Origin of the sequence: Alcanivorax sp. (assembly GCF_002726155.1) — a bacterium.
Lineage (GTDB): Bacteria > Pseudomonadota > Gammaproteobacteria > Pseudomonadales > Alcanivoracaceae > Alcanivorax.
In genome coordinates this window covers 65,153-86,469 of the sequence record NZ_PBSH01000005.1, presented here as the reverse complement: position 1 = coordinate 86,469, position 21,317 = coordinate 65,153, and the positions used below count along the sequence as shown (strand labels likewise).

At 58.2% G+C, this 21,317-nt stretch carries 23 protein-coding genes; 11 read left to right on the top strand and 12 right to left on the bottom strand.

The features are described from left to right. Positions 1 to 129: 129 nt before the first annotated feature. From CL546_RS01745 to CL546_RS01715, 7 genes are all read right to left on the bottom strand, one after another. Complete coding sequence (locus CL546_RS01745; protein ID WP_290492633.1) at positions 130 to 2,064, bottom strand: M48 family metalloprotease; 1,935 nt, start codon at positions 2,062 to 2,064, stop codon at positions 130 to 132. A gap of 12 nt (positions 2,065 to 2,076) precedes the next feature. Then, positions 2,077 to 2,664, bottom strand: coding sequence for a LemA family protein (locus CL546_RS01740; RefSeq protein ID WP_290492631.1), 588 nt, complete (start codon positions 2,662 to 2,664; stop codon positions 2,077 to 2,079). 258 nt (positions 2,665 to 2,922) lie between these two features. Next, positions 2,923 to 3,378 (bottom strand): Mpo1 family 2-hydroxy fatty acid dioxygenase, encoded by a 456-nt coding sequence (locus CL546_RS01735; RefSeq protein ID WP_290492629.1) that lies wholly within the window; start codon positions 3,376 to 3,378, stop codon positions 2,923 to 2,925. A 150-nt stretch (positions 3,379 to 3,528) separates the two neighbouring features. Next, complete coding sequence (gene cyoE, locus CL546_RS01730; RefSeq protein ID WP_290492628.1) at positions 3,529 to 4,440, bottom strand: heme o synthase; 912 nt, start codon at positions 4,438 to 4,440, stop codon at positions 3,529 to 3,531. Further along, positions 4,437 to 5,501 carry a COX15/CtaA family protein gene (locus tag CL546_RS01725; RefSeq protein WP_290492627.1) on the bottom strand — a complete coding sequence of 355 codons (1,065 nt, stop codon included), beginning with the start codon at positions 5,499 to 5,501 and terminating at the stop codon, positions 4,437 to 4,439. Before CL546_RS01725 ends, cyoE begins: the two co-directional genes overlap by 4 nt. Before the next feature lie 15 nt (positions 5,502 to 5,516). Further along, the gene (locus tag CL546_RS01720; RefSeq protein ID WP_290492626.1) at positions 5,517 to 6,131 is read right to left on the bottom strand and encodes a hypothetical protein; all 615 of its coding nucleotides are present in this window, start codon (positions 6,129 to 6,131) and stop codon (positions 5,517 to 5,519) included. Beyond that, on the bottom strand, positions 6,131 to 6,883 hold the full coding sequence (locus CL546_RS01715) for an SURF1 family protein (RefSeq protein ID WP_290492624.1): 753 nt from the start codon (positions 6,881 to 6,883) through the stop codon (positions 6,131 to 6,133). The genes CL546_RS01720 and CL546_RS01715 overlap by 1 nt, the downstream gene beginning before the upstream one ends. Before the next feature lie 260 nt (positions 6,884 to 7,143). Here CL546_RS01715 and CL546_RS01710 point away from each other — a divergent pair, with 260 nt between their 5' ends. Beyond that, on the top strand, positions 7,144 to 7,419 hold the full coding sequence (locus CL546_RS01710; RefSeq protein ID WP_290492622.1) for a twin transmembrane helix small protein: 276 nt from the start codon (positions 7,144 to 7,146) through the stop codon (positions 7,417 to 7,419). A 600-nt stretch (positions 7,420 to 8,019) separates the two neighbouring features. Here the strand turns inward: CL546_RS01710 and CL546_RS01705 are convergent. After that, on the bottom strand, positions 8,020 to 8,355 hold the full coding sequence (locus CL546_RS01705) for a DUF1820 family protein (RefSeq protein WP_007149300.1): 336 nt from the start codon (positions 8,353 to 8,355) through the stop codon (positions 8,020 to 8,022). Between the two features lie 397 nt (positions 8,356 to 8,752). Between CL546_RS01705 and coxB the strand changes: the two genes are divergently transcribed. Genes coxB through CL546_RS01685 form a run of 4 tightly spaced genes read left to right on the top strand, consistent with a single transcriptional unit; the run spans position 8,753 to position 13,106 of the window. After that, the gene (gene coxB, locus CL546_RS01700) at positions 8,753 to 9,961 is read left to right on the top strand and encodes a cytochrome c oxidase subunit II (protein WP_290492619.1); all 1,209 of its coding nucleotides are present in this window, start codon (positions 8,753 to 8,755) and stop codon (positions 9,959 to 9,961) included. Positions 9,962 to 9,975: 14 nt separating this feature from the next. Beyond that, positions 9,976 to 11,583, top strand: a complete 1,608-nt coding sequence (ctaD, locus tag CL546_RS01695) for a cytochrome c oxidase subunit I (RefSeq protein ID WP_007150287.1) — start codon at positions 9,976 to 9,978, stop codon at positions 11,581 to 11,583. Between the two features lie 37 nt (positions 11,584 to 11,620). Next, entirely contained in the window at positions 11,621 to 12,196 is a 576-nt protein-coding gene (locus tag CL546_RS01690; RefSeq protein ID WP_290492616.1) for a cytochrome c oxidase assembly protein, read from the top strand. A 28-nt stretch (positions 12,197 to 12,224) separates the two neighbouring features. Next, entirely contained in the window at positions 12,225 to 13,106 is an 882-nt protein-coding gene (locus CL546_RS01685; protein WP_290492615.1) for a cytochrome c oxidase subunit 3, read from the top strand. A 76-nt stretch (positions 13,107 to 13,182) separates the two neighbouring features. Here the strand turns inward: CL546_RS01685 and CL546_RS01680 are convergent, their stop codons facing one another. The 4 genes from CL546_RS01680 to CL546_RS01665 all read right to left on the bottom strand — a co-directional run bounded on the left by CL546_RS01680 (position 13,183) and on the right by CL546_RS01665 (position 18,246). Beyond that, a complete protein-coding gene (locus tag CL546_RS01680; RefSeq protein ID WP_290492614.1) occupies positions 13,183 to 13,563 on the bottom strand; it encodes a hypothetical protein in 381 nt (126 codons plus the stop codon). A gap of 265 nt (positions 13,564 to 13,828) precedes the next feature. Continuing rightward, on the bottom strand, positions 13,829 to 14,488 hold the full coding sequence (locus tag CL546_RS01675; RefSeq protein ID WP_290492613.1) for an alpha/beta hydrolase: 660 nt from the start codon (positions 14,486 to 14,488) through the stop codon (positions 13,829 to 13,831). Positions 14,489 to 14,490: 2 nt separating this feature from the next. Beyond that, positions 14,491 to 17,391, bottom strand: a complete 2,901-nt coding sequence (gene rapA, locus CL546_RS01670; protein WP_290492612.1) for an RNA polymerase-associated protein RapA — start codon at positions 17,389 to 17,391, stop codon at positions 14,491 to 14,493. Between the two features lie 69 nt (positions 17,392 to 17,460). Further along, positions 17,461 to 18,246, bottom strand: a complete 786-nt coding sequence (locus tag CL546_RS01665; RefSeq protein WP_290492611.1) for a helix-turn-helix domain-containing protein — start codon at positions 18,244 to 18,246, stop codon at positions 17,461 to 17,463. Between the two features lie 166 nt (positions 18,247 to 18,412). Between CL546_RS01665 and CL546_RS01660 the strand changes: the two genes are divergently transcribed. The 6 genes from CL546_RS01660 to CL546_RS01635 all read left to right on the top strand — a co-directional run bounded on the left by CL546_RS01660 (position 18,413) and on the right by CL546_RS01635 (position 21,270). Continuing rightward, positions 18,413 to 18,820, top strand: a complete 408-nt coding sequence (locus CL546_RS01660; RefSeq protein ID WP_290492610.1) for a hypothetical protein — start codon at positions 18,413 to 18,415, stop codon at positions 18,818 to 18,820. Further along, positions 18,817 to 19,164 (top strand): DUF4345 domain-containing protein, encoded by a 348-nt coding sequence (locus CL546_RS01655; RefSeq protein WP_290492608.1) that lies wholly within the window; start codon positions 18,817 to 18,819, stop codon positions 19,162 to 19,164. The genes CL546_RS01660 and CL546_RS01655 overlap by 4 nt, the downstream gene beginning before the upstream one ends. A gap of 59 nt (positions 19,165 to 19,223) precedes the next feature. Further along, a complete protein-coding gene (locus CL546_RS01650; RefSeq protein ID WP_290492606.1) occupies positions 19,224 to 19,403 on the top strand; it encodes a hypothetical protein in 180 nt (59 codons plus the stop codon). Positions 19,404 to 19,416: 13 nt separating this feature from the next. Beyond that, positions 19,417 to 19,608, top strand: a complete 192-nt coding sequence (locus tag CL546_RS01645; protein WP_290492604.1) for a DUF1272 domain-containing protein — start codon at positions 19,417 to 19,419, stop codon at positions 19,606 to 19,608. Beyond that, the gene (locus CL546_RS01640) at positions 19,595 to 20,455 is read left to right on the top strand and encodes an alpha/beta hydrolase family protein (protein WP_290492602.1); all 861 of its coding nucleotides are present in this window, start codon (positions 19,595 to 19,597) and stop codon (positions 20,453 to 20,455) included. The genes CL546_RS01645 and CL546_RS01640 overlap by 14 nt, the downstream gene beginning before the upstream one ends. 80 nt (positions 20,456 to 20,535) lie before the next feature. Continuing rightward, positions 20,536 to 21,270, top strand: coding sequence for a glutathione S-transferase family protein (locus CL546_RS01635; protein ID WP_290492601.1), 735 nt, complete (start codon positions 20,536 to 20,538; stop codon positions 21,268 to 21,270). The last annotated feature ends 47 nt before the right edge of the window (positions 21,271 to 21,317 follow it).

Below are 21,317 nucleotides of genomic sequence, written 5' to 3'. Positions count from 1 at the left end.
CAATTTGAAGCCAATTCAGTGTTTTGCATAACAGAGCGGTTCGCCGACCATTACAGCGGACGGTGGCGCTTGTTGGGCGCTATCGGGAGCAATGGGCTATGGCCTGCGTCTGTTGTAGACCAGCGAGGCTCAGCTGGCGAACAGCGGTGGTAGCGGGCACTCGAGCAGGGCGGCGATGGTTCGCAGTAGTTCGGCTTCCTGCACTTGCACCTTGCCGTCGGCCAGCACCAGGTCGGCGGCGGCATCAATGACTGGCCCCTTGAGCAGGGGGGACAGGTCGGCCAGCCGGTCCACGGCATGGCCGAGCTTGTGGCTGCCGCAGTGAGTCAGAGGGAGTAAGGTGCGGCCGGCGGGCAATAGTCCGTGGGTACTACGCTGAAACAGTGTCCGGGCCTCTTCATTTTCAGCGCCGCTGGCCCAGGTCAAGACGGAAAACAGCAGTTGCAGCTCCGCAGCCAGAGCGCCGTAGCGGCGGAAACGGGTGCGCCGGTTCTTGCCGGATTGCTCGCCCAGTTGCTGGTGGGCGAGCCCCACCAGCGCCCATTCGAAAAAGGTGTAGCGGTTATCGACCTCAATCAGTGCCGTCAGGTGCGAAAGGATGCGGGCACGGCTATCGGCGGGCAATGGCTTGAGAACGGGCAGGGCCAGATCAATGAGCGGCAGGCGCAGACGGGATCCCAGTGCCCTGATTGTCTCGCTGAGTGTTATCAGGGCCTGGCGTTGGTCGTTGACGTCCAGTGCATCCAGCAGTGATTCGGTGTCGCTGGTCGAGGTGCTGAGGATCAAGGCGTACAGCACGCTTTCCGCTGATTGAGGCGAGCGTATCTGGCGCCGAAGGTCGTCGGGAATCGCCTCCAAGAGGCTGCGGGCATAGCCCATATCCGGTTCGCTGACGGTGCCGACCCGCTGTGAAGGGGGGGGTGATGGTGTGGCTGCCACGGGCGGTTTGGTGTCTTCTGGTACCCTGCTACCACCGGCAAAGGCGGCGGCGCCCTGTGGCGCAGCAGGCCTTGGCGTTGCTGGGCTCGCCGGGCCACTCCCGGTGTCCCGGGCGCGGCTGCGGGCACGGGCCACCCAGTCGCTGCCTATGGCGGACAGTCGCTCGTCCAGTGGCGGATGGGTGCCGAGCAGGTTGCGCAGGCGAAAGTGCAGCGTCTCTCCGAAGCACATGTGACTCATGTCTTCCGCGTGAGGTGTGGCCAGGTGGGAACCATTGCCGTTGCGGATTTTGATCAGCGCGCCGCCGAGCCCGGCCGGGTTGCGGGTGAATTGTACCGCGGAGGCGTCGGCCAGCAGTTCCCGTTGCCGGGAAATGGCGGCCTTGATCAGGCGACCGAAGAACAGGCCCACATAACCGATCACCATCAGGGCCAGCCCGGCAAACACCAGCCCGCCACCGCCCTTGCGGCTGGATGAAGAGCGGCTGAAGGAGGAGCGGCGTTGCCCACGAATCAGGTATTCGCCTACTTTGCCCAGTGCAAGAATCCCCGCCAGCACGGCTAGCAAACGCAGGTTCAGGCGCATGTCCGCGTTGAAAATATGGCTGAATTCGTGGGCGATGACGCCCTGCAATTCATCCCGGTTCAGCTCGTTGAGTGTGCCCTGGGTGACCACCAGCACGGTCTCCGATGGCCGGAACCCGGCCACGAAAGCGTTAATGGCGGTTTCGTTATCCAGCACATAGAGCTGTGGTGCGGGTATGCCCGAGGCGATGCTCATTTCCTCGACCACATTGATCAGCTGCTTTTCCTGGGTGGCGGTGCTGTCCATGGTGATGTGGCGCGCCCCGAGCATCTCGGCCAGGCCCTGGCCACCGTTGCGTAGTTGCCAGAGTTTGAGCAGGCAACCGAACACCATCACGGCGAGCGTGAGTCCGGTAATCCAATGAATGAACGGGTGGGTAAACCACTGGCTGGGCGAGGCTGACTGAAAATCGCCCCAGAAGAGCGTCAGCAATACCGCCAGATTCACGCACACCACAATGGCGATGACCGCGAGAATAAAATACAGAACCAAAAGCCCGGTTTTGCGCCGGGCCCGTTCCTGGTGTTGGAAAAAATCCATGGGGAGGCCGGGTTAGAAGCTGACGTTCACGGCCTTGCGTGCCTGCTCGCTTTCGATTTGTAGCAGCTTGGCTTCGCTGAAGCGGCCAAACAAACCGCCAATGAAGTTCTGCGGGAATTGTTCGCGGTAGGTGTTGTAGTTCATGACGGCGTCATTGAATGCCTGGCGGGCAAAGCCGATGCGGTTTTCCGTGCTGCTCAGTTCTTCCATCAGCTGAGCCATGGTGTCGTTGGCTTTCAGGTCAGGGTAGTTTTCACTCAGCGCAAAGAAGTTGGCCAGTGAGCCGGACAGCAGCGACTCCGCCTTGCCAAGTTGCGTCACGGCGCTGGCGTCGTCCGGGTGGGCGGCGGCGGCCTGTTTGGCACTAACCGCCTGGTTGCGGGCTTCGATCACCTGGGTGAGCGTTTCCTTCTCGTGGCTCATGTAGCCTTTGGCGGTTTCTACCAGATTGGGAATCAGGTCGTGACGGCGCTGCAGTTGTACATCAATCTGGGCGAAGCCGTTCTTGAAGCGGTTCTTCAGGGCGATAAGCCGGTTGTAGACGGCAATGATGTAAATAATGACGGCAATGATGATGCCGAAAAAAATCAGAGTGCCCATGCAGGTAATCCTTCCCCAAGCGGTGTTGTTGTAGGCCTATAAGCTACTGCAAAAGTGTTAATGGGGAAAGGCGGTACGGAGAAGTTACTGTAGGAGCACCTCTCGAGGTGCGAACCTGAGCCTGGGCGAAGGAATGGCAATAATGCCTGCTCCAAAGCGTTATCAGATAAAACTGTCGACACAGGCCTGGAATTCATCCTCGCTGTCGCTCGGTTCGCACCTCAGGAGGGGCTCCTACAGCGACTCTGCAAGAATGCCTCAGTATTTAATTCCCCATTTGCGGTACAGAAAACCCATGATCCAGGCAGGGCCGATCATCAGGTACTGGATGTCTTCGAAGAAGGAGGGTTTCTGGCCCTCCACCTTGTGTCCCCAGAACTGGCCAATCCAGGCAAGAATGAAGACCACCAGCGAAAACAGCCAGACACTGATGCCGGCGGAGGCGATCAGGCTGAGGCCGGCAAGGCAGAGCAGGCTGAAAACCAGCATGCCGGCGGCGATGGGCAAGGACAGGCGGGCGTAGTAGAGGGTCACGAAGACCAGCGCCAGGCAGGCCCAGAAGCTGGTAAAAAAGGGTGCCGGAATGGCCCAGAGAAAGCCGATGATGGTGAAGAAAATTACTGGCACACAGACAAAATGCACTTTCTTGTTGGTGGGGTTCTGGTGGCTTTCGCCGTAGGCGTTGAGCCAGTCATCCATGCTGCGGGTTGTCATGTTTCTCTCCCTTTTTTGGCCGTTAAGGAGAGTATTGCACCGCTGGTTCAGATCGTGAAGGTTTGTCGCGAGGTGCGAGTAACGAGTTTCGAAAACCAGATGCGCTGGTGCCTTTTGATTTTCGCAACTCGTATCTCGAAACTGTGCTGTTTATGCCCCCAGCCAGGCGGCCACGTTGAGTGGCGTCACCGGCAGATAGTGATCCACCAGCAGGGCGGTAAACAGGGCGAACAGGTAGGTGATCGAGTAACCGAAGGTTTTCATCGGTAGCTTTGGATCTTCGGAAAAACGCAGCCGCACCGCGTGGTAAAGAAACACCAGGCCGAGAATCAGGGCGCTGAGCAAATAGATCAGGTCGCTCATTCCGGTGAGATACGGCAACAGGGTGCAGATAAACAGCAGGATGGTGTAGTACAGCACCGACTCGCGGGTGAACGGGATGCCGTGGGTCACCGGTAGCATGGGAATGTCGGCCTTGGCGTACTCGTCGCGACGGTGAATGGCTAGCGCCCAGAAGTGCGGCGGCGTCCAGACGAAGATGATCAGCACCAGCAGCCAGGCGTAGGGGTGGGCTTCGCCGGTGACGGCGGTCCAGCCCAGCAGTGGCGGGATGGCGCCAGCAATGCCACCAATCACGATGTTCTGTGGCGTAGCGCGTTTCAGGTACAGGGTATAAATGAAGGCGTAACCGACAAAGCCGAACAGGGTGAGCCAGGCGGTGATCGGGTTCACCAGGAAGTACAGCATGACCATGGAGGCTGCAGCCAGCAGCACGGCAAAGGTGATGGCCGCTTTCGGGGTCAGCTTGCCGGCCACCAGCGGGCGCTTTTCGGTGCGCTTCATGATGGCATCGATTTTCTGATCCATAATCTGGTTAATGGCGGCAGACGCCATCATGGCCAGGGACAGCCCCACAAAAGCCGGTATGAAAGTGCCCAGCGGCACCATGCCCGCCGGCTCGGTGGCCAGGAACATGCCGGCCACGGCGGTGACCATGAGCAGCATGACCACGCCGGGCTTGGTGAGGGCGAGATAGTCGCGCCAGTGGGCAGACTCACTCATGACGGGGCTCCTTGCTGTTTGGGGGGCTGGCGCTTGCCGCATTTCACGTTAATGGCGCGGATGAACAGCACCAGGCTGGCCAACAGTATCACTGCCACGAAGTTATGGGCCACGGCCACATCCAGCGGCACCGCGAACATCACATTACTCAGGCCCAGACCGATCTGCAGGCTGAGGATGCCAAGCATCACCAGTGCGAAATTGCGGAAGAACACACTACGGGCACGCAGCAGAATCTTGCCCACCAACAGCAGCATCAGCAGGGTGACTACCAGGGCGCCGAAGCGGTGCATCACGTGAATGGTCGTGCGCGCGTCGTTGTCGAGGACGCCGTACTCGTAATCCGGTTTGTCATGCTCGTGCCCCCAGAAAATAAACGCTTCCTCGAAATTCAGCCGGTCCTGCCAGCCTTCTTCGCACACCGGTAGATCGGTGCAGGCCACGGCTGCATAGTTGCTGGCGGTCCAGCCGCCCAGGGCGATTTGCAGGATAACGGCGGCCAGAGTCACCGATGCCAGCGGTTTGAGGGTCAGCACATCACAGTCGTTGAGGAAGCTGGGCCAACGGAACACCCGGGCGGTGAGAAGAACCAGCAGGGTGAAGGTGGTAAAACCACCGAGTAAATGCAGCATCACGATAGTGGGCTGCAGCCCCATGGTCACCGTCCACATGCCGAGAATACCCTGGAAGATAACCAGTGCTACCAGGAATAAAGGCAGCTTCAGAGGCTGCTTTTCCCGCTTGCGGTTAACAAAGGACAGCGCGGCGATGATGATAATCACCAGGCCCAGGGTTGAGGCGAAATAGCGGTGCACCATTTCCGGCACGGTCTTGTGCGCCTCGCGCAGGGCGCCGGGGGTGGTTTCGTTGGTGGTGGCCACATGTTCAATGGCCTTGCGTACGTCCAGGTGACCGTAACAGCCAGGCCAGTCCGGGCAGCCCAGGCCCGCATCGGATAGCCGGGTCCAGGCGCCCAGGGTGATCACGCCAGCGGCCAGAATGACGGCCAGAATGCAGAAACGGCGCAGCCAGCGCTGCGATGCGGTGGTGGGGGTTTGCATAATCAAGAGCCTGCCTTAACCGATCAGTGACCCTTTTAGGGTCCGTTTGAGATCGACGCGGATGTTCTCCGCCTCTTCGAGGGTGGCATCCATGTTTTCGTGCGTGGGATAACGCATGAAGATCTGGCCGTCCGGGCTGACCAGAAAAATATCGCCAATGGGCTGGCTGGCATCGGGGGCATACACCGGGGCCAGTGCCTGGGTGACATCGGCGGAAGCGGCATGGATAGAAATCATGCCGTCCACCTTGTCGGTGAGGAACGTCTGCAATTCCGCGCCGGCCGGGGCTGTATGCAAAATGACCCGACGCACTCGCTGAATGTCTTCGCCCAGGGTCAGGCGCACTTGCTGTACTTGATAATAGAGGCCGTTCTTGCAGCGAGTGTCGCAGTCTTCCCCGGCCACATAGAGCAAGGTCCACTGCGTGCTCATATCATTGCCGTCGTAGGGCTGCTGCTTGCTGTCAGTGGCGTTCAGGCTCGCCATGTCAATGTGTGGAACCAGCAGTTGGCCCTTGTTGACCTTGGGCAGCTCCTGGACATCAATCAGGAAGCGCCCGGCCAGGAAAAACAGGACAAAGGGAGCAATGATGGCTAACAAGGTGACCCTGTTTTTGGTCCGTGGGGACATTACTGTTCCTCTCGCGTCTTGCGTGCTTTGCGCCAGTTTCGGAGTGCGGCGGCAACATATATCAGCAGGGCGGCCAGTGCCAGTGCGAACCACTGCAATGCATAAGCCTTGTGCCGTTCCGGGCCCATCACCGTCACGTCCTGCCAGTGCCGGGGTAGCGGTGCGTTGCTGCCCAGCGCCAGTTCCGGGGTGACCCGAATTTCAAAGGGCGCCAATTCTACCCCAAGTTGTTCGCCAATAGCGTCAAAATCCACTTTCTGAACCCGTAATGGCCACTGATTGTCGGGCAATGGCATGTCCTTGAGCACAAAAACATCACGGGACGGGCGGTATACGGCACCGGTGACGGTCAGGTTTCCTGTGATCGGGGCAATGGTGGGCAGATTGGCGCGGTCGTTGCCCCGGGGGAGCCAGCCCCGGTTGACCAGTACCCAGCGCCCTTTGCGGGTTTCAAACGGGGTTAGCAGGTGGTAGCCAGCCACGCCGTTCAGGGTGCGATTGTCCAGCAATACGTTATGGGCATTATCAAAGTGGCCGGAAATGGAGGCGCGGCGGTGCATGGGATCATCGGCGGCCTGCAGGGTGGGCAGGTCTGCCGGTGGCAGGGTGGCCCGTTCACTCTGCTCCGTGAGCCACTGTCGCTTTTCATCGGCCCGCTCCAGCTGCCAGAAAGCCAGTCGCAGGCACACTCCAGAGACGATCAGGGTGGCGATCAGTGCGATCCAGGGGGCACGGCGGTGAGTGTGAGGCATGGCGGTCTGCCCTCATGACAGCAGTGGCGTAGCAAAACGGTGGCTTGCCCGGTCCGTGGACGGCCAGCACAGGCCAGATAGTGCGTGCACTGGCAGAGTCGGCCATTACAATAGCCGCATATAAAGGCGGCCCCGAGATCATCCCGGGTTGTCCACACAGTAATGGCGGCACATTGTACATAGCTGGCCGGGCTTTTCATCCAGGGAATCCGGGCTGTGTGTTTATACGCCTTGGTAATGCGTTCAAGGAGATAACGAGTATGTGGTGGGTAAAGCTGATTGTAGTCATTCTGCTGCTGGCGGCAGTGATTTCTCTGGGGCGTGCGCTCATGTCGCTGGTGAAGGGGCAGGGCAAGGAAGGCAAGACCATGCGAGCGCTGGCCTGGCGTGTGGGTTTTTCCGTGGCGGTGTTTCTGTTCATTATCCTCAGCATGTATATGGGGTGGGTGCAGCCGCACGATGTAAACCCGACCCTGCGGTATGGCGAGCCGATTCAGTCCGGCGAGGTCGCCCCTTCCCGGGATCAGGGAGAGTAGGGTTGTGGCGTGGTAGTGCCTGGCGCTTGTAAAAGGGCGGTAAAAACGCAGCCGGCCGGTGAACGAAGACGGAAAAGGCGCCTCTGATAGGGTAACTCGCCTTGAGTGAGATACGCGGAGAAGGGCCAGCAAGGATGGCCAGGGAGCACGGATGCACTTCCCCGCTTCCTTTATTGGATTCCCGGGCAAGGCTTTGGCCGGGATTCGATCGCCGGCCTTAATAAGGCGGTGATAGAAGTTGAGCGGCGATTAGAGGAAATGACGATGGAATGGATGACACGGTTTGCGCTGATTCTGTTTGTTCGCATGATTGCGCGGGCTGAGCAGGCAATGCTCCTGGCACGCAGTGCTCGCGCTGACGTTTCCGCTGGCCGCTCTTTCTGTCGCCCCCTCCATGGCAGTCATCATGCCTCCCGGGATGTTCCTCGCTAACGGGAAGGTTTTTTCAGTCTTGCGGGAACCTTTGCATTCGCGCGCGGACTAATTCAGTAGGCAAAATACGTTTTCTCCTCTTAGTAACATCAGGCAACCCTCTGGGCGCTCGGTCTAACCGGCGCCCTTCTTTTTTTTGGGGGCAGTGCTTTTGTAGAGACCGGTGCGCTATTTGCCCGGACCTGGCGGCATGGGGAAAGGAGAAACGTTGCTGTTGCGGGGCTCTGTGCGTGATTCAGTGATCTTGCCGACCCCTTCCTTTTCGACCTCATCAATGCGAATGACCGCATGCATGGGGATGTAAGACCGCAGAACCCCTGAAAACTCGCTTTTTAGCTTTTCTTCCGACGGATCCACCAGCACACCGCTGCGCTCATCAAACAGGAATTCTTCGACCTCGATAAAGCCATGCAGATCACTTTGGTATATCTCGGAGGCATAAACTTCGTAGGTTTGCCCCTGATTCTGGAATATGACGCGGTAAATGGGACGGCGTTTTGACATGGCAAAAAGGGACGCTGGGTAGGGGAATAGAGGCGGAGTGTAGCATAGCGTTCGGCTTTCGTATCTGCCTGAAAGGCTTGATAAACCCTACGTTTCGGCTGGACTTTAGCCATGCGAATGACTAGAGTTGGCGCCCATAAATGCAGTGGGACAATTTGCCACACCTCCGGCAATTCAATGAAATCAGCATAGCGGTAAATAGCTATTTGATTTTATTGGGTTTTGCCTCCCATGTGACACGTTAAACGGCCGCCCCCTTGGCTGTGGATGTGACTGGGGAAGGTCTGGTGACCGTTTCGCTGCATCAATCCTGAAACTCGCTTTCCAGGCGCCGGTAACGGCAAAGAACAAGCGTGCCTGTAACGGGGTAGCGCTGGGGAAAACAGGGAGCAAACGCATGCAGTCAACTCTGTTCCACCGCGCGGCGGCGGGTCTGACGTCACTGATGATCAGTGGCATGACCTTCGCTAGCGACTGGACCGAACGTTCCGATCTCGACCTGCGACCGGGGGTAACCCAGGTCAGTCAGGAAGTTCAAAATCTTCACACCACCGTTCTCTGGATCGTGACCGTCATCGGTCTTCTGGTCTGTGGCCTGATTCTGTTCTCGATGATCCGCCACCGCCGTTCCAAGAACCCGAATCCTTCCACCTTCCACGAAAACGTGTTTTTCGAGGTGCTGTGGACAGTGATCCCCTTCGTTATCCTGATCGCCATGGCCGTGCCGGCCACCCGCGTACTGGTTCAGCTGGACGATACCGCTGAGTCAGAACTGACGGTGAAGGTGACCGGCTATCGCTGGAAGTGGAGTTACGAGTACCTGACGTACGAAGACGACAACGATATTGGTGTGTCTTTCTTCTCCAACCTGGCCACGCCGCCGGAACAGTACAACAACCCGGTTCTGTCCGGCGGTCTGTTCCCCTATGGCACCGCGAAAGATCTGGTCGGCAAGGACGCTCCCGAGAAAGACCACAACTACAACCTGGAAGTGGATAACAAACTGATCATTCCGTCGGGCCAGAAAGTACGCTTCCTGGTGACGTCCGACGACGTGATCCATTCTTTCTGGGTGCCGGATTTCGGCGGCAAGAAAGATGCAATCCCCGGGTTCGTCAACGAAACCTGGGCGCTGGTACCGGAAGGTAAGGAAGGCACTTACTACGGCCAGTGTGCGGAACTGTGTGGCAAGAACCACGCCTTCATGCCGATTGCTGTAGAAGTGGTGACCCAGGACGAGTTCAAGACCTGGATTGCCGAAGAGAAAGAAAAAGCAGCCTCTGGCCCGGATCTGACACCGTTTGCCGGTATCGATCAGGCGCTGGAAGAAGGCAAGCAGGTTTACGACAGCGCTTGTGCCCTGTGTCACGGTGCCAATGGTGAAGGCGGTATCGGCCTGGCGTTTGCCGGTACGGAATTCGCTACCAAGAAAGAGCACCTGAACGAGCATATCGATGTGTTGGTGAATGGCCGTGCCGCCATGCCCAGCTTCAAGGCTCAGCTGACACCTCGCCAGATTGCGGCGGTGATCACCTACGAGCGTAATGCTTTCGGCAACGACACCGGCGATCTGATTCAGCCCGCCGACGTTAACGACCACGAATAAGGGAGGGGATAGCAATGTCTACTGCAGCTGCAACCCATGATGATCATCACGATCATCACCACGCCCCGACCGGCCTGAAACGTTGGCTGTTCAGCACCAACCACAAAGATATCGGTACCCTGTACCTGTGGTTCAGCTTCGCCATGTTCCTGTCCGGCGGTTTCCTTGCCATGGTAATTCGTGCCGAGCTGCTTGAGCCCGGCATGCAGTTCGTGGATCCGGAATTCTTCAACCAGATGACCACCGTGCACGGTCTGGTCATGGTATTTGGTGCGGTGATGCCCGCCACGGTTGGCCTGGCCAACTGGATGATTCCCTTGATGATCGGTGCGCCGGACATGGCGCTGCCGCGGATGAATAACTGGTCCTTCTGGATCCTGCCTTTCGCTTTCACCATCCTGATTGGTTCGGTAGTGATGAGCGCGTTCGGTGCCGGCAACCCCAGCGCCCCGAACTTTGGTTGGACCTTCTACGCGCCGCTGTCGACCAAGTACGGCCCTGCGTCGACTGACCTGTTCATTCTGTCCGTTCACATGATGGGTATCTCCTCCATCATGGGTGCTATCAACGTGGTCGTTACCGTCTTCAACATGCGTGCCCCGGGCATGACCCTGATGAAGATGCCGCTGTTCGTCTGGACCTGGCTGATCACCGCTTTCCTACTGATCGCGGTAATCCCGGTACTGGCCGGCGCGGTAACCATGATGCTGACGGATCGTCACTTCGGCACCAGCTTCTTCGATGCCGCCGGTGGTGGTGACCCGGTACTGTTCCAGCATGTGTTCTGGTTCTTCGGTCATCCTGAGGTGTACATCATGATCCTGCCGAGCTTCGGTATCGTGTCAGCGATCATCCCGGCCTTTGCCCGCAAGCCGCTGTTCGGTTACGCCTCCATGGTGTATGCGACTGCTTCCATTGCGCTGCTGTCCTTTGTCGTGTGGGCTCACCACATGTTCACCGTGGGCATGCCGTTGGCCGGTACCCTGTTCTTCATGTACATGACCATGCTGATCTCCGTGCCTACCGGCGTGAAGGTGTTCAACTGGGTCGCTACCATGTGGCGCGGGTCTATGACCTTCGAGTTGCCAATGAAGTGGGCGATCGCCTTTGTGGTGCTGTTCACCTGTGGTGGTCTGTCCGGCCTGATGCTGGCGATTACCCCGGTAGACTTCCAGTACCATGACACCTACTTCGTGGTGGCGCATTTCCACTACGTGCTGGTGACCGGTGCGATCTTCTCCATCTTCGCTGCTGCCTACTACTGGCTGCCGAAGTGGTCCGGCATCATGCCCAACAAGACCCTGGGTGAACTGCACTTCTGGAACTCCCTGATTTCCGCCAATCTGCTGTTCTTCCCCATGCACTTCGTGGGCCTGGCCGGCATGCCGCGTCGTTACGCTGACTACGCGTTGCAGTTTGCGGACTACAACTTCTGGATTTCCATTGGTGGCTTCTGGTTCGGCCTGTCACAGTTGCTGTTCCTGGCAGTGACCGTGCTGTGTGCCATGAAGAAAGGCGAGAAAGCCCCGGCCAAACCGTGGGAAGGTGCGGAAGGCCTGGAATGGGAAGTGCCGTCACCGGCGCCGTTCCACACCTATGACACCCCGCCGGTGGTCAAGTAACAGAGAGTGAAGTAACAGAGACTGACGGAGGAGCACCATGAGTGACGAGCAGCTCAGTGTTGAACAGCGCAACAAGCGCACGCTGAAAAAGCTGTTGATTTGGGCGGTGGCCATGTTTGGCTTCGCCTTCCTCATGGTGCCCTTTTACAACGTTATCTGTGATGTCACCGGACTGAATGGAAAAACATCGAGTACGGCTGCCACTCAAGCGCCTGAGACTGTGGTGGAAGATCGTACCGTGACAGTGGAATTCATTACCCAGAAGGGCGACGGAATCAGTGGGGAGTTCACCTCTGAGACCAAGCGGGTAAAAGTGCATCCGGGGGAAATTACGCTGGTGCATTTTTTCGCAAGCAACCCGACTTCATCGGACATGATTACCCAGAGCATCCCGTCGGTAACACCGGGGGAAGCGGCTCGATATCTGCACAAGACGCAGTGTTTCTGTTTTGATCAGCAAACATTGCTGGCAGGTGAGCGTAAAGACATGCCGATGATTTTCTATCTGGACCCGGAAATTCCCAGTCACATTAACCAATTCACTCTGTCGTATACGATCTTCGATGTGACAGAGCGGGTCGCCGGTAAAAACAACAGCGTGGCTGCTAACTAGAACAGCCGGTTGTAGAGGAGATTTTTTAATGGCTACTGAAAAGTATTACGTTCCCGAGAGCAGCCCCTGGCCGTTGACCGCGTCCATCGGCCTGTTCATGACCGCTATTGGCGGTGCAAATTTTATTCAGCAGAGCACCATGGCGGACATGGAGCCCAGTTTCTTTGGCAAGCCTCTGTTCTTCCTGGGCCTGACCTGGTTGCTGGTAGTGATCGCCCTGTGGTGGCGTGACACCGTCAATGAATCCGTTGGTGGTTTGCACAGCAATCAGCTGGGCGGTTCCTATCGTCAGGGCATGCTGTGGTTCATCTTTTCCGAAGTGATGTTCTTTGCGGCCTTCTTTGGCGCCATGTTCTACACTCGCTGGCTGATCCTGCCGTGGTTGTCCGGGGAAGGCAGCAACGCCATGACCCACGAACTGCTGTGGCCGAACTTCCAGGCCATGTGGCCGCTGACCGTGACCCCGGCGGGTGATACGACCCAGGCCATGGGCGCATGGGGACTGCCGGCCATCAACACGGCTATCCTGCTGGTGTCGTCAATCACGCTGACTATCGCTCACCACGCCTTGCTGGAAGGTAAGCGCGGTACCCTGATCGCTTTCCAGGCGGCGACGGTGGTGTTGGGTATCATCTTCCTGTTCCTGCAGGTGGAAGAATACATCCACGCCTACACCGAGCTGGGTCTGACCCTGGATGCGGGTATCTACGGTAGTCTGTTCTTCCTGCTCACCGGTTTCCACGGTGCACACGTGACCATCGGGACCATCTTCCTGTTTGTGACCCTGCTGCGTGTGATCAAAGGGCACTTTGATGAAGAGAACAATTTCGCCTGGGAAGCGGGTGCCTGGTACTGGCACTTCGTGGACGTGGTGTGGCTGTTCCTGTTTATCACGGTGTACTGGTTGTAAGAGACGCGCTCGCGCGTCACGAGGCAACATGAAAAACCGCGCTCCGAAAGGAGCGCGGTTTTTTTGTGCCTACGGTTCAGCGACTAACGCTGATAATGGTGTGGGTCGCATCGACGATACGGATAACTTGTTCGGCGATAACTAATTCAGTAATGCCGTTGCCAGGATGACGAATCCTGGCATGGGCAGGCAGGCGATAACGATAAAGGTGTAAATCACGAGGAAGCGTTTGGCCTGCCTGAGCATAATGGTGCCAACCAGTGCCATAGCGAACAGGGGTGACATGAACTTGTTTAACCACGATAGTTGGTTTTTTATGCTGTCGCGTATACGCCTTGTGGTTATGCGCTTGCTTGGTCTGAACCTGGTTTTTAGCCCAGGGTGGCGGGTTGGCGAGGGCCTGGCTAGCCAAAAGGCTACTGATAATAAATGTGCCAGCAGCAATCCATTGTTTCATGATGGCCTCCTAATAGCCGGTTAAGAGGTCTTAGCGTAAGGGCAGAATGTGCAAACAACGCGCAGGCATTGTGAAAGCGAGGTAAGAGATTGGAAGGCGCACCAAAGCTGGGGCTGGGCTGTTGTGCCGGTGTCAGCTGCGCTGATGCGCTGATGCGCCGAGATCGGCAATCTTATTTGAGGTGATGGAACGTTGAGCCCCGCCTTATTTGGCGGGGCATTGGGCTGCTGAAACTAGCGGGAAGCCGCCCGTTCTGATGGTGAGATCATCCGCCCAGTTGGCGACTGAGCCACTGGCCAATCTCACGAATCTGTTCCAGGCAGACCATGTGTTCCATGGGGTAGCTGTGATACTCGGGTTCCAGTCCCATTTCTTTGAGGCTGGCTACGGCGCGCTGGCCAAGCTGTTCCGGCACCATCGGGTCCATGCTGCCATGGCAGATCATTACCGGTAGTGAGGCGTTCGCGTTGCTGGGGCTCACCGGCATGGCCATATAGGTGGACAAGGTGAGCAGGCCGGCCAGAGGTTTGGGGTGGCGCAGGGCGGCCTGGTAGGCAACAGCGCCACCTTGTGAGAAACCCGCAATGATGATGCGTTCGCTGGGAATGCCACGGGCGATTTCCCGCTCGATGAGCGCATCTACCGCGTCCGCTGAGGCCAGCACGCCGGCTTCGTCCACTTTGCGGTCGATATCCATGGCGAGGATGTCGTACCAGGCGGGCATGACCATGCCGCCATTGACGGTAACCGGGATCTGCGGGGCATGGGGGAAGATAAACCGCACGGGCAGGTCAGCAGGCAGCTGAAGCTCGGGGACAATGGGCTCAAAATCGTGACCGCTGGCGCCCAGGCCGTGCAGCCAGATCACACTGGCGGTGGCCTGGGCTGATGGTTCAATTTCAACGCAGCGCAATAGATCACTCATGGTCAGTCTCCTCCCGAAACAATAATTCGCACGGCTTCAAGCTGGCAGCGGGCTTCGCCGAGGCACTTTTCCAGGGCGTGCGTCTGTGCTTCCAGGGCCTCCACTTCTTCATGGCGGACCGCCGGGTTTTTGGCTTGCAGGGCCTTCAGGCGGGCTAACTCACGGGCCTGTTCGGCACGCATCTTCTCCTGGGCTGCGGCAATAATGCTTTCTGCTTCTTTGCTGGCGCTGGCTTCGTCGGCTTTCAGCAATTTTTCCAGCAGGGGTTTCTGGCTGCCAACGATCTTGCGACTGAGAGGCTTGTCCATCTTGTGGCATTGCTGGCTCAGTCCGTCGTGGCTGATGGCCTGGCTGATGTTCTTGCCATTGCCATCGAGCAGGTGACGAATCACCGTGGTGGGCAGGAAACGGTCCGCCTGCAGTTGTTTGGGGGCGATCGCATCAACAGTATAGATGGCTTCGATCAGCAGGGTGCCAGCCTTGATCTTGGGATTTTTGAGCAGGCTGACGGCAGCTTTGCCACGATGCTCGGTGAGCATCATCTCCAGGCTGCCGGTGACCATGGGATGCTCCCAGGTCAGAAATTGCATGTCGTCACGGGCCAGTGCAGTGGCCCGGTTGTCGGTCATGGTCACGCCTTCTTCGGGCAGGGCGGGGAACGCATCACGCATGTGCGGGCCGGGTTTGAGGATGATGGCCGTGTCGGAATGCTCTTCCTGCTCCACCCCGTAACGATCAAAGATGCGCTGCATGAACGGCAGAGGGCTGTCGTCATCGGCTGAGATCAGGCCGGTGATCAAGGTTTCGGCTCGTTCGCTGTCGAAGGAGCTCAGTTCCAGCAGGCGATCGCGGCCGGTCTCCAGTAGCGTATGCAGCTCATTGGTGATGATGCGGGTATCGTCGACCAGCGCTTCGATGGCGGTGTATTCCGGGTCCCCGGTCAGCAGTGGCTCCAGAGCGTCGCGGCTGCGCAGGTAAATGTCGTGGCCGGCCGGGTTGGTGTGCTCGAAGGCATTCATGCCGTCGTGATACCAGCGGAACAGCACCTCCTGAGCGTGCTGCTCGAAGTAGGGCACGTGAATCTGGATATCTTCGGTCTGGCCGATACGGTCCAGGCGACCGATACGCTGTTCCAGCAGGTCCGGGTTCAGGGGCAGGTCCAGCAGCACCAGATGGTGGGCAAACTGGAAGTTACGGCCTTCGGAGCCGATTTCCGAGCAGATCAGGGCCTGGGCACCGTCGAAGTCATCGGCGAAAAAGGCGGCGGCCCGGTCCCGTTCGATCAGGTCCATGTCTTCATGGAACATCGCCACGTTCATGCCCAGCTTGTAGTTGCAGTGGGCATGCAGGTCGGTGGCGGTGTGCCTGCTGGCGCAGATCACCAGCACCTTGTCGTGACGATGCTGCTTGAAAAAGTTTTCCAACCAGTTCACGCGGGGGTCCAGGCTGCACCAGCGGTCATCGTGGAACAGGGTTTCCGGGTGCAGGTGGCCGTCAATTTCTTCGTCGCTGTCGTACTTGTATTCGTCCGGCAGCGTTAGCGGAATGCCGTGCACATGGCGGGCGGGAAAGCCGGCGATGTTGTGGCGGGTATTACGGAACATGACGCGGCCGGGGCCGGAGCGGTCCAGTAGTTCAGCCTGAATCTCTTCGCGGTTGACTTCGTCAATGTCCATATCCGGCAGCAGGGCGGCGGCTTCTTTTTTCAGTGCCGCATCCCAGCTGGGTTCGTCGTGCAATCGCCCGGCCAATGCCGCCACATCCTGATAATGGGCCTGCTCTTCCTTGAAGGCCTCCAGGCTGGGGTAGCGTTCCGGATCAAGCAGGCGCAGCCGGGCATAGTGGCTTTCCAGACCGAGCTGCTCGGGGGTGGCTGTCAGCAACAGCAAGCCTCGCGCTTGTTGGGCAATGGTTTCCACGCGCTGGTAATCGTCACTGGCTTGCTGCGCGGACCATTCCAGATGATGGGCTTCGTCGACCACCAGCAAATCCCAGTCGGCTGCGGCCAGTTGATCGATATCGCACTGGCTGAGGAAATCCGTGCTGCACAGAATCAGCTGTTCGCTGAGGAACGGGTTGTCGTCACCGGAGGCGGCGCTGACATTGCCTGGCGTTTCGTCTGCGGGGGCGTTTTCCTCTTCAATAATCTGCGCCAGCATGTCCTTGATGCTGGTTTCCGGCTGCAGGGCGTTAAGGCGCTCGGCATCAAAGATAGAGAAATGCAGATTGAAGCGGCGCACCATTTCCACAAACCATTGGTGCACCAGCGGGGAGGGCACCACCACCAGTACCCGCTTGGCCCGGCCAGTGAGCAATTGTTGGTGCAGGATCAGGCCGGCTTCGATGGTTTTACCCAGGCCCACTTCATCGGCAAGCAATACCCGCGGGGCAAAACGGTTGGCCACCTGGTCAGCGATATACAGCTGGTGCCCAATCAGGTCGATGCGCGGGCCACGCAATCCCTTGATGGTGGATTGCTGCTGACGGCAATGGGCATTGAGGGCGTCGATACGCAGCTCAAACCAGCGATTGGAAGACAGCTGATTGGACAGCAGGCGATCCAGTGCGGCCGTCAGACGCAGGGTGTGACCCAGGTTGGTTTCCGGCACTGGCTGAATATCGTTCGGGCTGCCGTCCTTGGGGTGAGCCATGTAGACCTTGAGGCCGTTGAGCTCGTTGACCTCGGTGACCACCAGCTCCATTTCATCGGCGGTGCGGATGGTGTCGCCGCTGTCGAAGGTGACGCGGGACAACGGGGCATTGTTTTTTGCGTAGGTGCGCTCTTCCTCTACCGCCGGGTATTCCACGGTGACCAGTCGGTAATCCAATTCCTTGATGATGCCGAGGCCCAGTTCGGTTTCGGATTCGCTCAGCCAGCGTTGGCCGGGGATAAAGTCAGTCATTGTCGCTGCCGGTGATTGCTTGGGGGGCGAATTATACGGGTTTGTACGCCCCCCTTCGATGGGTGAAACCTATTGAATCTGATTTCGGAACCAGCGACGGGTGGCCTCATCGGCAGGGAAGTAATGTTCAATGCGCAGTTCTTCCATGACCACATCCAGCGCGGTGCCAAAACTGGCCAGGGTGGAGAAGCTCCGCAGCCGCTGGCCGGCAAGCTCGATGTCCAGGGCCATCATGGGAGCGCTGTGGTCATGATTGGTCGGCTGATGAAGCAAGGAGGGTACATCGGCCAGCTCCTCCAACCGGTCAAGCAATGCTGCCAGTGCCGGATCCGGTCGAGCTTGCTGGTCACGGTGCAGGCGGCGTAGCAGGTAGGCGGCAACCTCATCCCAGTTGCGCAGAAACGGCCGGTACCCCTGGGGATGGAACACCAGTTCGACCACATTGGCGGTTTGCGGAAAGGGGCCGCGTTCCTGAATCATCAGGCCCATCAGTCGCTGCTGGGCCTCATTGGCCATCAGCACATTCCAGTGGGCATCGAGGATGACAGCAGGCAGTGGATCGTGGTTTGTGAGCATGACGGTCAGCGCTTCGCGCACTGGTGCCATGCTCTCACTGTGGAGGTCTGTCTCTGTGAAGGCCGGTGCGTAACCGGCCGCCAGCAGCAGTCGATTGGTATCCCGGCAGTTCAGCGCCATTTCCAGTGCCAGGCGCTTGAGCATGGCAGGGCTTGGCTGACTACGTCCGGTTTCGATAAAGCTCAGGTGCCGGCTGGAGACATCAGCCCGTAATGCCAGGTCCAGTTGGCTGAGGCGGCGGGCTTTTCGCAGTTCTGCAAGAATCTGACCGGTTCGCATCGGCATTCTCTCTTTTCAGTGGCGGAGCAGCATGGGCAGGGCTGCCCGGGTTCGCCATTACCTCTGAGGTAATTGTTTCACTTCCTTGTTCGGTAGAGGCTGAATCTATCACTAACCGGTCCGCGACGGTAATCCGCCGGGTGGGCCTGAAACCTGGAGGTGCAACATGCCCTGGACGTCACTCAAAAATGCCCTGTTATTCAATGCTGCTTGTTCGGCACTGCTTGGGGCAGCGTTATTGCTGGCTCCTGATGTACTGGCATCGCTTATGGGGGAATTTAGTTCGCTTATACTGACAATCCTTGGTGGTACCTTGTTGTTTTTTGCGGCGGACGTGGCCTTTGTGGCGACGCGCCAGCCTGTTTCGCCGGGGCTGGCCAAGATGATCACGGTCGCGGATCTGGCCTGGGTGCTGGCAACCCCGGTAGTCATGTTGATGGGCGCGCCGTGGTTGTCATTCTGGGGGCATGTTCTGCTGCTGGATGTGGCACTGCTGGTGGCGTTTTGCGCCCTGTTACAGTGGCGTGGGCTGCAGCGACAAGTGCTGCAGGAACAGCAGGGGGCCGGCTCATGATTGAAATTACCGCGTTGGCTTTTCTGTTGATGGGGGTGGTGGCTCTGGTGTCGCCCCATTCAATAACGCGATGGGTGGCGATAACAACGCTGCCCGTGCCGGCCCGCAATGAGGTCCGCGCTGTGTATGGCGGTTATGGAGTGGCCATGGCTGTGCTGTTGGTGGTGTGCCGGGATCAGCCGCAATGGCGTGACGGGGTGGTGGTGACCCTGTCGATGGCTTTGCTGGGCATGGCGGTTGGCCGGTTGCTGTCCTGGTTGGTGGATCGCCGCCTGGATCGTTACCCCGCCTTGTTCATGGTAATAGAAATCGTTCTCGGGCTGGGGTTGCTGATCTCGCTTTAACCGAAAGGGCTAATTTACGGTATGCTCTGGTTACCAGTTGTAGTCACGGTGCTGAGCTAATGGGCGATATTCTGCTGTTCAAAAAACCGCAAAAGAAAACGCCAAGAAAAGGCATGTGTCAGCATGACTTTCACAAGTGGGTGGTCTGCAAGGAAAAGCAGTTTGACGTGAAGCAGGGAAAGCTGGTCACGGTTTATCGTTGTGACCGCTGCGGCAAAGAGAAAGTGAAAGCGCACTAACCGGGTAACCCTGATGCTTGAAATGCGATCCAGTTGTGAAAGCTGCCAGTGTCCGCTGGCGGCCGATGCAGAAGCCTATATCTGCTCCTATGAATGCACCTACTGTGTGGACTGCTGCACTATCCACGCAAGCCGTTGCCCCAATTGTCAGGGTGAGCTGGTGAAACGCCCGCGCCGTCAGGAGGCCAGTAATGAAAGCGGCTGAGCAAATTTCTCTGCCTGGCGGCGCAGGTTATACCCTGCCGGTAAACTGGTACCCGGCAGAAAGCGCTCGTGGATCGGTAATTTTAATGGCAGCGCTGGGTATGGGCGCGCGCTTCTATCAGCCATTGGCTCAGGCACTTCAGGCCGCTGGCCTGAACGTGGCCTTAGTGGAGCAGCGCGGCCATGGCGACAGCCCCTGGCGCCCATCGCGGGACTGTGACTGGGGCTTTCGTGAGCCCCTGGTCAATGAGATTCCGGTGGCCCTGGATTGGGTGAAAAGCCGTTCTTCGGGGGTGCCGGTTTATCTTATGGGGCACTCGTTGGGTGGGCATTATGCGGCCATGGCGGCCGGCGTCTATGGTGCACAAATTGACGGCATTATTTTGGCGGCCTGTGGCAGCCCCTGGTTGGGCGGTTTTGCCGGTGCAACCCGCCGCAAACTCAAATTCCTCTGCGCCATGATCCCGCCGGCTTCGGCATTACTGGGTTACTACCCCGGTGACAGATTGGGGTTCGGTGGTCGCGAAGCCAGGACCTTGATGCAGGATTGGCTGGCCCTGGCGAAAACCAATCGCTATCAGGCCAATGGTTTCAGTGAGGATCTGGATTGCGGTATCGCGCAATACACAGGGCCAGTGCTGAGTCTGCGTATGGCGGATGATGCCTTCGCGCCGCCAATGTCCGTGGATGCGGTAACGGAAAAATTCATCACGGCCACGGTGAGTAGCGTGCTACTGGATGCACAAACACTGGGAGACCGCGCAGACCACTTTCGCTGGGTGCGTTCTCCGGTGGCCACGGTGCAGCAGATTGTTCGCTGGCACGAAAAACAACAGAGCGGGAAGTAAGAGGGGAGGCCGGGCAGCGGATTCGAATCGTGACCCCCTTCTGGTCTCATCTTCATTTACCCGAATAAGAGGGTGCCTTCATGGCCATCGTGTTGCATCAGTTCCCCATTTCACACTACTGCGAAAAAGTCCGTTGGGCCCTGGATTACAAGGGGCTGCAATACCGGCTGAAAAACCACCTTCCTGGTTTGCACCTCAAAAAAATGAAAGCGGTGGCGCCGTTCAGCAGTGTGCCGGTGCTGGAGCACGACGGGCACTACGTGCAAGGGTCTGCGGCGATTATCAGCTATCTGGATACGCAGTTCCCGGCACGCACGCTAACCCCGCAGGCACCGGAGGACCGGGAGGAGGCCTTACGTTGGGAAACGTTTTGCGATGACAACATCGGGCCCCATGTGCGCCGCTATTGTTATCACACCTTGCTGGATCATCCCGATCTGGTGATTCCCTTTTTCGCCAAGGGTGGGCCTTTCTGGGGCCGCACGTTCCTGCGCATTATTTTTCCGAAATTACAGGGCGTAATGCGCAAGGCCATGCAAATTCGCGAGCCCCATGTAAGCGAAAGCCGTGTGGCGCTGGAGCAAGCTATCCAGACCCTGGTGCAGGCTTACCAGGGGCGCACCTACCTGGTGGGCGAACAATTCTCACAGGCAGACCTGGCGGCAGCCAGCTTGTTGGCGCCGCTGTTTATGCCACCGGCGTACGGCCTGGACTGGCCTTCTTCGATGCCTGAGCCCCTGCAAACCTGGGTGAACGGCCAGGCGGAGTATCTCGAGCCGTTCAGGCGGCTATATGATGAGAAAAGATCCCTTTAAATCAATGGTTTAATTCATTTTTGCCGTTTATCGGGAAGATGCTGGCG

Excerpts from the sequence above, each read along its gene's own strand:
- CL546_RS01745 (WP_290492633.1), bottom strand. The coding sequence starts at position 2,064 with ATGGATTTTTTCCAACACCAGGAACGGGCCCGGCGCAAAACCGGGCTT.
- CL546_RS01740 (WP_290492631.1), bottom strand. The coding sequence starts at position 2,664 with ATGGGCACTCTGATTTTTTTCGGCATCATCATTGCCGTCATTATTTAC.
- CL546_RS01735 (WP_290492629.1), bottom strand. The coding sequence starts at position 3,378 with ATGACAACCCGCAGCATGGATGACTGGCTCAACGCCTACGGCGAAAGC.
- cyoE (WP_290492628.1), bottom strand. The coding sequence starts at position 4,440 with ATGAGTGAGTCTGCCCACTGGCGCGACTATCTCGCCCTCACCAAGCCC.
- CL546_RS01725 (WP_290492627.1), bottom strand. The coding sequence starts at position 5,501 with ATGCAAACCCCCACCACCGCATCGCAGCGCTGGCTGCGCCGTTTCTGC.
- CL546_RS01720 (WP_290492626.1), bottom strand. The coding sequence starts at position 6,131 with ATGTCCCCACGGACCAAAAACAGGGTCACCTTGTTAGCCATCATTGCT.
- CL546_RS01715 (WP_290492624.1), bottom strand. The coding sequence starts at position 6,883 with ATGCCTCACACTCACCGCCGTGCCCCCTGGATCGCACTGATCGCCACC.
- CL546_RS01710 (WP_290492622.1), top strand. The coding sequence starts at position 7,144 with ATGTGGTGGGTAAAGCTGATTGTAGTCATTCTGCTGCTGGCGGCAGTG.
- CL546_RS01705 (WP_007149300.1), bottom strand. The coding sequence starts at position 8,355 with ATGTCAAAACGCCGTCCCATTTACCGCGTCATATTCCAGAATCAGGGG.
- coxB (WP_290492619.1), top strand. The coding sequence starts at position 8,753 with ATGCAGTCAACTCTGTTCCACCGCGCGGCGGCGGGTCTGACGTCACTG.
- ctaD (WP_007150287.1), top strand. The coding sequence starts at position 9,976 with ATGTCTACTGCAGCTGCAACCCATGATGATCATCACGATCATCACCAC.
- CL546_RS01690 (WP_290492616.1), top strand. The coding sequence starts at position 11,621 with ATGAGTGACGAGCAGCTCAGTGTTGAACAGCGCAACAAGCGCACGCTG.
- CL546_RS01685 (WP_290492615.1), top strand. The coding sequence starts at position 12,225 with ATGGCTACTGAAAAGTATTACGTTCCCGAGAGCAGCCCCTGGCCGTTG.
- CL546_RS01680 (WP_290492614.1), bottom strand. The coding sequence starts at position 13,563 with ATGAAACAATGGATTGCTGCTGGCACATTTATTATCAGTAGCCTTTTG.
- CL546_RS01675 (WP_290492613.1), bottom strand. The coding sequence starts at position 14,488 with ATGAGTGATCTATTGCGCTGCGTTGAAATTGAACCATCAGCCCAGGCC.
- rapA (WP_290492612.1), bottom strand. The coding sequence starts at position 17,391 with ATGACTGACTTTATCCCCGGCCAACGCTGGCTGAGCGAATCCGAAACC.
- CL546_RS01665 (WP_290492611.1), bottom strand. The coding sequence starts at position 18,246 with ATGCGAACCGGTCAGATTCTTGCAGAACTGCGAAAAGCCCGCCGCCTC.
- CL546_RS01660 (WP_290492610.1), top strand. The coding sequence starts at position 18,413 with ATGCCCTGGACGTCACTCAAAAATGCCCTGTTATTCAATGCTGCTTGT.
- CL546_RS01655 (WP_290492608.1), top strand. The coding sequence starts at position 18,817 with ATGATTGAAATTACCGCGTTGGCTTTTCTGTTGATGGGGGTGGTGGCT.
- CL546_RS01650 (WP_290492606.1), top strand. The coding sequence starts at position 19,224 with ATGGGCGATATTCTGCTGTTCAAAAAACCGCAAAAGAAAACGCCAAGA.
- CL546_RS01645 (WP_290492604.1), top strand. The coding sequence starts at position 19,417 with ATGCTTGAAATGCGATCCAGTTGTGAAAGCTGCCAGTGTCCGCTGGCG.
- CL546_RS01640 (WP_290492602.1), top strand. The coding sequence starts at position 19,595 with ATGAAAGCGGCTGAGCAAATTTCTCTGCCTGGCGGCGCAGGTTATACC.
- CL546_RS01635 (WP_290492601.1), top strand. The coding sequence starts at position 20,536 with ATGGCCATCGTGTTGCATCAGTTCCCCATTTCACACTACTGCGAAAAA.